Source organism: Pseudoflavitalea rhizosphaerae (assembly GCF_003991355.1).
Classification (GTDB): domain Bacteria; phylum Bacteroidota; class Bacteroidia; order Chitinophagales; family Chitinophagaceae; genus Pseudobacter; species Pseudobacter rhizosphaerae.
In genome coordinates this window covers 1-12,176 of sequence record NZ_RCSU01000005.1, presented here as the reverse complement: position 1 = coordinate 12,176, position 12,176 = coordinate 1, and the positions used below count along the sequence as shown (strand labels likewise).

The following is a 12,176-nucleotide window of genomic DNA, read 5'->3' as shown; positions in this document are numbered from 1 at the left end:
TCATTTTTTACTTCGGGGAATAAATGAAGTGATGTTCAACGCCATCTTGGTATACAGTTTTGTGATCTTCCAGTACATCAGCCAGTCGCGATGCATACGCAAAGCCTCCGCTACCTGCACTTTGGCGCCCTCGCGGTTTCTCAGACCGTACCAGAGATCATTTGCAATCTTGATACCATAATGCGCATAGAATTTCATGGACTGTTCCATCACCCTTGCCTTTTCTGCTTCCGGCATATATTCCTGAATGCTTCGCATTACCCACTGGAGGTCTTTGAGGTTCCTGGCAGTGGCATAGGACTTCCCGGAAATAGAGGAATCATGCAGGCGATAAGAAGCCAGCGTCCGGGGCGTATAGGCAATTGGATAATCACGGGCAATGCGCACCCACATTTCCCAGTCCTCACCATACTCAACGCCGAAAAAGGCGCCCAGCTTTTCATAGACCTCTCTTTTTACAGTGACGGTGCAAAACTGAAGCCGTTGCCTCACCGCCAGCAACAGCAGGGCATCAGGAAGAATTCCTGCTTCTTTCATTTCTTCATCGCGATAATACAAGCGCTTGCTGCTTTCTCCTATATATTCATAACGGCAGAAGGCGGCGCCAGCCTCCGGATAGCGATCAAACAATTCATCCATTGCCTGGTAATAGCCAGGCTTGATGAGATCATCGCCATGCAATAAATGAATGAGATGGCCGCTTGCCCGGTTGATGCAGGTTTCGAAATTGCGAAGGCTGCCCTTATTTTCAGATTGCCTGAAATAGCTTATCCTTCCCTTGCCTGCTGAAAGCACCAGCGCTTCTACATCTGCATCTGTACTATGATCATCCACTACTTCTATCTGCATATCTTCCTGTGGTAAAGCCTGCGCAAGCACTGCTTCCATTGTTTCTTTCAGGAAATTGGCACAATTGTATACAGGTATCATCACAGACCAGCGCGGTCTGCGCGCACCGCCGGGGACCGGTGCGATCGTTGGAGGGGATAACGGAATTCTGTCCAAAACAAATCAGCTGTTTATAGTTCTGCCTGTTTTATTACCGGTTCAAACCTGAATGGAAATTGTGGACGCACAGCTCCTTTCCATTTACCAAACCAGGTAGTGTTCTCACGAAAATCAGCTACTTCAAAATGAAGCCCTGCTTCATAATAGAATAAGGGAATAGACGTATCCTGCACAATGATGAGTGAAATATAATACGCGCCATCATTGAGAAAGTTGCCCGGAATACGGCATTCACCCTGTACTGTACCGGCTTTGCACAATACAGGCTGCGAAGCTACATCGAAAATACATTCACCTGCATAATTGAATAAATGAAGCCCTGCATTCAATAACACATTTTCCTGCATGTTCCGGATAGTGAATTTAACTGTCAGCGCAGTTCTGATATCGATCACATTGCTTTCAGACCTTAATTCTGGCGCCAGTTCCATCGACAGGACCCGCACGTATTCATTACCGGGAGCTTCAGTAATATCATTCCATGTTGTATGGAATTTATTTTGCTGCAAGCTGCCTACGTATTGCTCCACGATATGGTTGGTATTGCCTATTGCCCTGATGGCTCCCTGCTGCAGCCAGATCGCTTTGCGGCAGAGATGGTTTACCGCCTGCATATTGTGACTTACAAATAATATCGTTCTCTGGCTGTCGTTAGCCACCTGCTGCATTTTATCGAGACATTTTTTCTGGAACTCGATATCGCCCACCGCCAGCACTTCATCCATGATAAGGATATCTGCATTTAAATGCGCTGCCACTGCAAAAGCAAGCCGCACATACATTCCGGACGAATAACGCTTTACCGGCGTATCTATGGATTTTTCCAGGCCCGAGAAATCGACGATGGCATCAAACTGCCGCTGTACCTCCGCTTTCTTCATGCCCAGCAGATAACCACTGATATAAATATTTTCCCTTCCGGAGAGCTCCGGATGAAATCCCGTACCCACTTCCAGCAGGCTGCCTACAGTGCCTCTGCCTTTCACATAACCACTGGTGGGCTGAATAATGCGGGAGATGATCTTGAGCAGGGTTGACTTTCCTGCCCCGTTGGGGCCTACAATGCCCCAGGTTTCGCCCTGATGCACCTGGAAACTGATATCCTTCAGCGCCAGGAACTGGTCAGTTACGGCATTATCCTCATAGAAGAATGCATTGTTTTTCTGCCCCGCGGTTTTGTTCATCCAGCGTTTAACATCCTGCCGGAAAGAACCTGTACCAATGGCGCCACGCCTGTAAACTTTGGAGATGCCTGCCGCTTCTATTACAATTCTGCTCATACCGGTTATGCAATATCTATTAGCCTTATGGCCTGTTTATTGAACCAAATCAATGCTATAAAGAAAGTAATGATGATGAATATTGTACTGTAAAGTAATTGCCACATCGTGAATTCGCCCTGGCCCAGCAAGGCATAGCGAAATACTTCAAACAAGGCTGATAACGGATTCACCTGCGCAAACCAGCGGATGCCGGAAGGCACCAGCGATAAAGGATAGATCACGGGAGTTACAAACATGCTCAGCCTGATGCCCAGGTGAACGATATTGCCAAGATCACGGTACCTGGCCGTGAGTACACAAAAGATAAGTCCGAGCGCCAATGCAAAGAGTGCAGTCAGCAAAATGGACAATGGCAAAGTCAGCAGCCAGAAATTTAATGGAAAACTGAAATCCCTGAAAACTGCATAGAAAACAAAAATGGCCACCAGCAACAGGAACTGGATCAGGAAACGCAGCAGATGAGTACCTGTTACAGACAGTGGAATGATAAGCCTTGGGAAATATACTTTAGTGTAAAGCGAGCTGTAATGCGTGAAGATGAAAGCAGTGCCGGTAAAGAGATCGCTGAACAGACCCCATAGCAATATACCGCAGAGATAGAACAATACAGGAGGCGATGCGCCCGTATCCACTCCCATCCACCGGCCGAAAACCAGCACATACACAATCAGCGTGAGGATGGGCTGCAATACAACCCAGAGCGGGCCCAGCAGGGTTTGCTGGTAGTTGACCAGAAAATCACGTTTGATTAACCTGAAAAGCAAATTGCGGTATGCCCATAATTCCTTCCCCGCCCAGTTGCGCCAACTGCTTCGGTTACTGTTCTCCCAGTCCCAGGGTTCATTTCTGTCTGCGGTGAGTGGCATGAGCAGCGATTAAGCATTAAAGATACTGAAGGATCCAATAAAATGACTGACGAGGTTTGACGGAGAGCTGCCAGTCGCTCGCCTCCGGCGAGTGACTTGTATTTAGTCGCCTCCGGCGACGCGGTGTTCGCCGGAGGCGAACAAATATGAATCACTCGCCAGAGGCGAGCGATTGCCGGCACACTGATTATGTTCCTGCAGCGTAATCAGCAAGGTAGTTGTAGCGCGGGGTCAGCGTGCCATTCTTCACCATGGTAGCGCGTTCTATCACATCCGACTGATTGTTCTTCACCAGGTCTTCCAGCACATATTTAATGAGTTGTTCTCCAAAATACCGGCTGGCATCACGCGGCAATTCATTGGGGAGATTGCCCACAGCCATTACGTCTATGCTTCCGGGTAAGTAAGGTGCTGTTTTTTCGAAACTGGTTTTACTCACACCATAGATGGGATCTTCAATGGTTTGATCTCCCAGGTTGATGGGCACAGAGCCAAAAGCATCATCGGTAATATCAGCAATGGTATGCAGGCGCCAGGCAGCATCCTGTACGGCATCGCGCTCAAACAATCGTGGCATGGCGGTATCCCAGTAAATGCCATTCATGAGAATATCCGACTGCATGGCATATGGCAGGAATTTGCAATTGTATTCAGACGGATGGTCATGAAAATGTACGCGGTTATATGTTCCGTCTGACTTGCGTTCGTAGAGATCCGCTCCTTTAAGCTGCGTATATACGGGGTATGAATATTTCTTACCCAGGTAATCCTCCGGTTCCACTTCCACCACGCCCATGAGGTTCATGATCTCGAGGATCCCATGCGCCACACGGCCGCTACCGGTAACAGCTACTTTCACCGCGGGAATGCGCAATCCGAAATAAGTATGGATGAGCTCGCGGAAACTTCTCTGTTTGTACACACGTACAAGATCATACGCACCGGAACGATGACCATAGCCCATCATCCCGTTATGTGCACCCACCACTCCTGCAAAAAAACCGAAACCGAGAATGCGCTGGCCATCCTCATGCTCCAGGCATTCATAATCGATCAAAGTGATCTTATCTGCGATGATCTGCTGGAACAGCTTCTGATTATAGGATTGTTTTTTGCGCGTATGAGAGAAGAAAAGATAGGTCTTGTTGGGGATCAGCTGACTTGCCGGCACTTCCTTGATACCAAGCAGGATATCGCAATCGCTGATATCGTCCACCACTTCTATTCCGGCCATCCTGTATTCCTTGTCGGAAAAGCAGCGACCAGCTGAGGATTGCGCAAATATCCGAACTTCTTCCGAGTTCTTGTGGATCCACTTGCATTGTGCAGGCGTAAGCGCCACCCTGTTGTCTGCAGGGGTCTTTCCTTCCCTGATAAGCCCGAGTTTGATCATTTTCGTAAATTTGCTTTATAAATGTACGGATCGATGCCCAATACCACCCTACTGAACAGGTTCTGGCAGGTTTTCAGAAAGATCTTCTTCCCGAAGAAAAGCTGCTGCAAATAAGTCTTAAACCCCCATAAATTCCCAGGCGCTCTTGTAAGCTTCCTGCTGTTCTGCGTAAGCGATGAACCCTGCGTAATAATCGTGCTGGCTCAGGGTGCTGCTGTCTCCTATCACCACCAGCTTTTTCCTCGCTCTTGTCATGGCCACATTCATGCGCCTGATCTCGGATAAGAACCCGATGCGGTTATCATTGTTGCTGCGCGTCATACTGATAAGCACCATATCGCGTTCCTGTCCCTGGAAACTATCGATTGTATTGATGGTGATTCGATGCTGAAAAGGCAGCAGCTCCGGTGTTTGCTGTAACATTGCTTTCAACTCATCAATCTGCCTTCTGTAGGGCGAAATGATGCCCACCGTTGGAAAGGCGGATCCCCACTGCTTTTCAGTCGCCAGCTGTTTCAGGTAACTGATACAGAATGCAGCTTCTTCCGGATTGGAAATGGCATTGCCGCTGGTCTTCTCTTCAAAACCACATCCTGCCGTATCGATGAATTGCAGCGGATGCTCATCATTGTTGAGCGTATGATTTTCCACGGAAGCATGCGCCTTCAATCCGTTCTCATAGAACGTAGCTGCGGAATAGCCCATGATGAGGCGGTTCATGCGGTATTGTTCGTTCAGCATCACTACCGATTGCGGATAGCGCTCCACCAGCTTTTCCAGCAAAGTGAGGGTGAGCCCATTCTTCGCTGCTTCATTGGATTTAACGGTGGGGGGTAACTGAAGATGATCACCGGCGAGGATCAGTTTGCGCGCCTTGATCACCGGTACCCAGGTGGCGGGCTCCAGCGCCTGTCCGGCTTCATCGATCACTACGGTATGGAATTTCCGTTCGCGCACCAGGTAATGATTGGCGCCAATCAAAGTGGCTGTGATCACATCGGCTTTTGCCAGGAGATCGTCCACAATATATTGTTCCGTTTTCTCCACCTGCTTCATGATATTGCGGGCTTCATCGAAGAGGGCTTTGCGCTGGTCGCGCTCGGCCTTGCCGAAATTCCTTTTGTATTTATGGGCCATGTCTTTGAACTCACTGGCCTGTTTCTTCAGTCTTTTGATCTCCTTGTTGGCGGTATGTTCAGCCATTTTATGGTCCATGGTGAGACTGAGCAGCCTGTCGGATACACGGGCGGGATTACCAACGCGGAGCACGTTGAGACCTGCATCGGAGAGTTTCTCACTGAGAAGGTCAACCGCAGTATTGCTGGGCGCCACCACCAGCACCTGTTGTTTGTCTTTCGCTACCAGCGCTTTGATGGCCTGTACCAGCGTGGTGGTCTTGCCGGTACCGGGAGGGCCGTGTACGATGGCCAGGTCTTCCGCGCTGAGAATTTTATTTACCGCTTCCTGTTGCGAAGGGTTCAGCGAAGGAAAGGGAACGGGCGATACATAATTTTCGAATACAGGTTCCTGTGAGCCCGTGAGTATGCGCACCAGTCTTCCTTCTTCCCTTTTTTCGTTCAGCGCGATGGCCTGGCGGAGGGCCTGCTGCATTTCATCGTAACTATTATCATCAAAGAGGAGGTCTACGCCCAGCTTGCCATTGCGGCTCCATTCGGGCAGTTCATCTGTACGGAGTGTGATCTTGATCTTGTTGGCCCCTACGTAGTTGACTACGCCTTCCACCCTGTCCTGCTCCCTGTTATGATTGCTGAACAGGGCGGCGCTGGCGCCGGTGCGGAACTGGTGGGGAATGTCCTGGTTGGTAGTTCGTTCCAGCTCCACCGTTATATAGTCGCCCTTCGTGGGCTCAGTGCCGCGGATGGCCACAGGGTACCAGCTGAGACCCGCTTCCCGCCTGTCGTTCACAGAAAGGGAGGAACTGAGTTGGCGGTACATTGCTTCATCTTCCTGCCGCTCTGTTTTCAGGAGATCGAGCAGCTTCTTGAAATAATCCATCGGGCAAAGGTACGTCGCCCAACCCGTACCGGGAGAAAAGGTGCATTTCAGGTGCACAACTAATGCGGACCAAATTCCCCGTTTTTCAAATCGTATAAGTATTTTTATGATATTCCTGACTTTAAAAATCAATATCTATGGTACAAAAATTTACGGCTGAGTTCTTTGGCACTTTCTGGTTGGTGTTGGGAGGTTGCGGCAGCGCTTTATTGTCTGCAGCATTTCCTGGTGTAGGTATTGGCTTACTGGGTGTAGCCCTGGCCTTCGGTTTAACGGTACTCACCATTGCGTATTCGCTGGGCAGGGTATCCGGAGCGCATCTCAATCCTGCAGTGAGCATCGGGCTCTTTGTAGGCGGAAGGATGCCGGCCAAAGACCTGCTTCCCTACATCATTGCACAGGTGCTGGGCGGTATTGTGGCCGCGGCAGTACTGTACGTGATCGTAACGGGGAATGGCAGCAGCATCGGTACATTTGCAGCCAATGGCTATGCAGAACATTCACCCGGCGGGTACGACATGAAAGCGGCATTCCTCTGCGAAGCGGTAATGACCTTCATGTTCCTGATCGTGATCCTGGGAGCCACAGACAGCCGTAATTCAAACGGCGGTTTTGCAGGACTGGCCATCGGCCTCACCCTCACCCTGATCCACCTGATCAGCATCCCCGTCACCAACACTTCCGTGAACCCGGCCAGAAGTATCAGCCAGGCAGTTTTCGTAGGTGGATGGGCGGTAGAACAGCTCTGGCTCTTCATCCTCGCCCCCATTGTTGGTGCAGCCCTTGCAGGAATAGTGTATAAAGCCCTCTGGAAATAGATTTCTTTTTGAACCATGATAATAGTACATTACAGTTAGCCCCTGTGAAAGCAGGGGCTTTTGTAATGTTAGACCTGCAGTCATTCCCTATGATCCCTCCTTCCGGACCTTACTGTCAGTTCACCGGACTACAGAGAAATGCCGTTCCCTCTTTAAACTTCCATCATTGCGCTCTCATTTTAATAAACAATAAAAACCTAAGCAATGAATCCAAACAAAGCACTTTGGGAAAAGGGCGACTTCACCAGGATCGCTGAAAGCATGCGGCAGAGCGGCGCCGGGCTTGTTGCTCAATTAGGCATCGAAGAAGGGATGGATGTACTGGACCTTGGTTGTGGCGACGGAACAACGGCTATTCCCGCTGCAAAACTCGGCGCCAATGTATTGGGGGTAGATATAGCATCCAACCTGGTTGCAGCAGGCAACCGGAGGGCAAAGGAAGAAGGACTTGACAATATCCGTTTCCAGGAAGGCGATGCAACAAACCTTGAAGGGCTGAACGATCAGCAGTTCGACCTGGTAGTTTCCATCTTTGGCGCCATGTTCGCACCCAAACCAATGGACGTGGCTAAAGAACTGGTGCGCGTTACACGCCCCGGCGGAAGGATCATAATGGGTAACTGGATCCCGGGCGACCCAACCCTGGTAGCGCAGATCTTAAAGATCAGCTCGGCTTATACACCACCGCCACCCGAAGGATTCATCAGCCCCATGTTATGGGGCCTGGAAGATCATGTGACCGAACGTTTTGGAGCCGCAGGCATTGAGCAGGATGATATATCCTTCAGCCGTGATACATTTAATTTCAAGATCGCCACCAGGCCTTCCGAATTCCTCGAAAGGTTCAGACAGTACTACGGCCCCACCATGAATGCTTTTGAAGCAGCTGAAAAAAATGGAAAAGAATCAGCTTTGCAACAGGAACTGGAAGAACTATTCAACAGGCAAAACCAAAGCGGCAACAACGATACCACATCTATCCCGGCCACTTTCCTGAAAGTAACTGTAGCACGCAGGTAAACCAATACCCCTTACAGCCAACTCATGATAAAAAGTACATTACAGAAAGCCCTTGTGGAAACAGGGGCTTTTGTAATGTAACAAGTCTACATAAGAGAAGACACAATATTACTCTCCTCTCCGGTCCGGCAATCCCAGGGAAGAATGAAGAGCAAAAAAACCTTCTTGAACTGTGGAAATAATCATCATAATTCATCATAAATTCGCAAACGAAACGTTACTCATTCCGCCGGAAGTAAGTTTCCTGCGCCGCCCCGGCAATGGAACAGCCCACTTATCTCCCAAGACATATCCAATAATTAAAAGTGGCTAATCGCCTCAAACCCTTCACGCACATGATGCAAACCCATCCTGTTGCAGGTGGCACAAAACTATCTGCGCCTGTAGCCCCCAAAAATGCGGGCTGGATTTCCCTGTTACTCCTGCTCCTGGTTTCCGTCTGCCTCAACGCCCATGCACAACCGCCCCTGGTAGAATGGCGCAATGCTGTAGCCTTGCCGGAAGACATCAACCAGGCCGAAGCCCTCGCAAGAAAATACCCGGACGATCCTTCAGCCATCCGGTTCATCCACCAGACCTTTACATTCGACAAGGGCGTGAACAGCTATAAAGACAAAGTAGTCACCGTTCGCGAAACCTCAGAAATGGAGCTCATCGCCCTGCAACACAGGGCCAGGGCCTGGTACCCGCAGTACTATAACAACTTCGTGAAGATCATCAGCCTCAGGGGTACCGGCAGCACCAAGGGCAAACAACTGCCCGGACTCTTCTACCAGTGGGAAGACAGATCGGTTACCGATGATGGCATCTTCTTCGACGATAACCGCATGCGCTTCTCTGCCTTCAGTTTCAACGGCCCCGGCAACCTCGGCCAGATCAATGTGGTCAAAGACTATCTCGATTCAAAATATTTCACCCGCATCTTCTTCCATGAACATTATCCCCTCCTGGAAAAAGTGATCACCTTCAAGGTCCCCGAATGGCTCACCATCGATATCAAGCCTTTTAACATGACCGGCTTCAAAGTGGAGAAATCAGAAGAAACAAAAAAAGGATACACTTACTATACTTATAAGGTCGCCAACCTGGAAGCATCAAAATCAGAAAGCAGGCAGATCGGTCGCGCCTTCTCCGACCCGCATCTCGTGATCAGGGTGAAATCATACGAACATAAAGGAGACCTTATCAAAGGTTTCGATAAAGTGGACGATGTATACAACTGGAACAACAGGATGTACACGATGGCTAAAAATGATCCTGCTAAACTAAAAGCCACCGTAAGTAAGATCATTGCCGGAAAGAATACGGACGAAGAAAAGATCAAAGCCATCTACTATTGGGTGCAGGACAAGATCCGGTATATCGCTTATGAGGATGGCTATTCCGGCTTTATCCCCTCCAACGCACAGGATGTGCTGGAAAGTAAATTCGGAGATTGTAAAGGCATGGCCAACCTGCTAACGGAAATGCTCAAACTACAAGGATATGACGCACGCTTCACATGGATCGGCACCAGGCAGATACCTTATTCACAATCATTGCCCGCACTCTGTGTGAACAACCACGCCATCACCACGCTCTACTTCAAAGGCAAAGCTTATTTCCTGGACGCTACCGAAAAATTCGTGCCCTTTGGAGAAGACGCTTACCGCATTCAGGGCAAGGAAGCGCTGGTCAGCAAGGGAGATAAATTCGAGATACTTCCCGTTCCACTTACCGATGGCAAAGCCCATAAAGTGAGCACCAAAGCAGACTTCACGCTCAACGCACAAAACATGAAAGGGAATGTGCAGGTAACCCTCACCGGTAATGAACGCACAGATTTCCACCAGCTTTACCAGGACCTCGCATCGGTTGACCGCGAAAAATTCTTCAAAGGCTTCCTGCAACTGGGCAACGACAATATCGAAGTGTCCAATATCACCAACAGCGATCTCTCCAACCGCGAGATCCCCGTTCAGCTCAGCGGCACAATCGACCTTTCCAACCATGTTCACAAGATCGATAAAGACCTTTTCCTGAACCTCGACTTCTTCCCAAAGACCCTCGAATCCTACATGCCAGACGAGAAAAGGAAAAGAGGATACGAGTTCAATTCCGTTCTCACATATGAAGATGAATTTTCTCTCACCATTCCTGCCGACAGAAAATTCACGGATGTGCCGGAAAAACTGCAACTCAATTTTCCGGGATATGAATTCAACGGGGAATATGTAGTGAACGGCAACAGGATCACGCTGAAAAAATCGCTCACCATCAGCAACAGCACCATCGATAAAGCTGATTTCGATAACTGGAAGAAATTCCTGAAGTCCATTAAATCTTTCAACAGTTATTATTTCAGCATCACCCAAAAATAAGGTCCGATGAAACTCAACATATACACTATAGCAACCACGCTCCTGCTGGCGCTGCCTTTCAGCCAGGCAAACGCACAGAGCTATATCACGGAGAAAGTGATCAAATCCCTTGCAGAGAACTCCGCAGAAATGCTGAAAGATATGCCAGCCCCATTCAGGGTAACTCAAACGCCTTCCAAATGGGACAAGGAATCTGCCGTGATCATCGGGTATTCCCGCAATATTGTGATGGATAAACAGAACCGCAGCGCATTGAGCTCCATTAAATTCCTTTACTTTTTCGAGAAAACGAGATTCCGGATCAAACTGCAGGACAACAACGCAGTAAACAAATTTTCGGAGGTCTATTTCCGTTATTCCAGCGCTGATGATGGCTTCACGCTTCGTCTCATCAAACCCGGCGAGGCGCCCCGCGTGATCGAACCGCAGAAAGCAGTTGCCTGCCCCCGCGGAACAGAGATCCCTGAATATTTCCAGAGCTTTATCAATTCCGCAACAGGACAGGATTATTCCTATTACAAACTTCCTGTGCACAACCTGGAACCGGGTGATATCCTGGAATACGTTTCCACCACCAAAAGCTCCATCGAAGTGAGCTTTGCCGGTTACCTGGAACTGGCCCCGCAATATGAGATCTGCAGCAAGGAATATCCCCTTATGTACAATGAGATCGGGATCGATACTGATAACAAAACTTTCTTCAAATCACTCGCACTGAACGGCGCACCTGCTTTCAAAAAAGAAGCAGGCGCTGAAAAAGGATTCTTCCGTTTCGTATTTGTAGACAAGGACCGGGACCGTTTCAAAGACGTGAATTTTGTTACGCCACTCATGCAGTTCCCAATCGTGAAATTCCAGGTAAACTACGCGAAGAGTGAAGATGCCAGGGGCGCTTTCATCGGACAGATCGGTGAGCTGAAAAGCAATTTCAGCAAGGAAGAGCTGGCGCAGAAAGCATGGGACGATATCGAAAAACAAAAGAGGTTCTACTTCGGTGAAAACAATATAACAGTAAATGCCCTGCTGGCTAAACTGCGCGGCCTCAATGCAAAAAGATGGACAGAAGATGAATACATCAACCGCTGCTGGTACCTTATCAGGAACAAGGTACTGTACCAGAAATCATATTTGTCTGACAAGGAATTTGTATGTCTCTTCAATGGTGTGCTGGAAGACAGGAAGATCAAGCCTGAACTGGTGATCTCCGTCAGTAATACAACGGGCAAACTCAATGATATCCTGTTCGACAGCGAGATCCGTTATATGCTGAAACTGGGCGACAAATTCTATTTTAATCCCAGCGACTACTCCAACCCGGGAGAATTAGTGGAGTCACTCGCCGGCAATGATGCTTATATCGTTTCCGAACCGTCCGGCCGCAATGCCCCTCCCGGCATCAAAGCCATTAAACT

General features: G+C 49.0%; 9 protein-coding genes. 4 read left to right on the top strand and 5 right to left on the bottom strand.

Translation table 11 applies throughout. The annotated features are described in order from the left end of the window. The 5 genes from D9Y29_RS09870 to D9Y29_RS09850 form a co-directional block, all read right to left on the bottom strand. Positions 1-1,005, bottom strand: a complete 1,005-nt coding sequence (locus D9Y29_RS09870; RefSeq protein ID WP_206513756.1) for a glycosyltransferase family 2 protein — start codon at positions 1,003-1,005, stop codon at positions 1-3. A 14-nt stretch (positions 1,006-1,019) separates the two neighbouring features. Then, entirely contained in the window at positions 1,020-2,288 is a 1,269-nt protein-coding gene (locus D9Y29_RS09865) for an ABC transporter ATP-binding protein (RefSeq protein ID WP_127127551.1), read from the bottom strand. Between the two features lie 5 nt (positions 2,289-2,293). Beyond that, entirely contained in the window at positions 2,294-3,157 is an 864-nt protein-coding gene (locus tag D9Y29_RS09860) for an ABC transporter permease (RefSeq protein WP_206513755.1), read from the bottom strand. 187 nt (positions 3,158-3,344) lie between these two features. Further along, positions 3,345-4,550, bottom strand: a complete 1,206-nt coding sequence (locus D9Y29_RS09855) for an NAD(P)-dependent oxidoreductase (RefSeq protein WP_127127549.1) — start codon at positions 4,548-4,550, stop codon at positions 3,345-3,347. Between the two features lie 117 nt (positions 4,551-4,667). After that, on the bottom strand, positions 4,668-6,566 hold the full coding sequence (locus D9Y29_RS09850) for an AAA domain-containing protein (protein ID WP_127127547.1): 1,899 nt from the start codon (positions 6,564-6,566) through the stop codon (positions 4,668-4,670). 137 nt (positions 6,567-6,703) lie between these two features. Between D9Y29_RS09850 and aqpZ the strand changes: the two genes are divergently transcribed. From aqpZ to D9Y29_RS09830, 4 genes are all read left to right on the top strand, one after another. Beyond that, a complete protein-coding gene (gene aqpZ / locus D9Y29_RS09845; protein WP_127127545.1) occupies positions 6,704-7,384 on the top strand; it encodes an aquaporin Z in 681 nt (226 codons plus the stop codon). 204 nt (positions 7,385-7,588) lie between these two features. Continuing rightward, complete coding sequence (locus tag D9Y29_RS09840) at positions 7,589-8,404, top strand: class I SAM-dependent methyltransferase (RefSeq protein ID WP_127127543.1); 816 nt, start codon at positions 7,589-7,591, stop codon at positions 8,402-8,404. A 335-nt stretch (positions 8,405-8,739) separates the two neighbouring features. Further along, positions 8,740-10,764 carry a transglutaminase-like domain-containing protein gene (locus tag D9Y29_RS09835; RefSeq protein ID WP_127127541.1) on the top strand — a complete coding sequence of 675 codons (2,025 nt, stop codon included), beginning with the start codon at positions 8,740-8,742 and terminating at the stop codon, positions 10,762-10,764. A gap of 6 nt (positions 10,765-10,770) precedes the next feature. Then, on the top strand, positions 10,771-12,176 hold a 1,406-nt coding region (locus D9Y29_RS09830; protein ID WP_164735341.1), incomplete at its 3' end, for a hypothetical protein.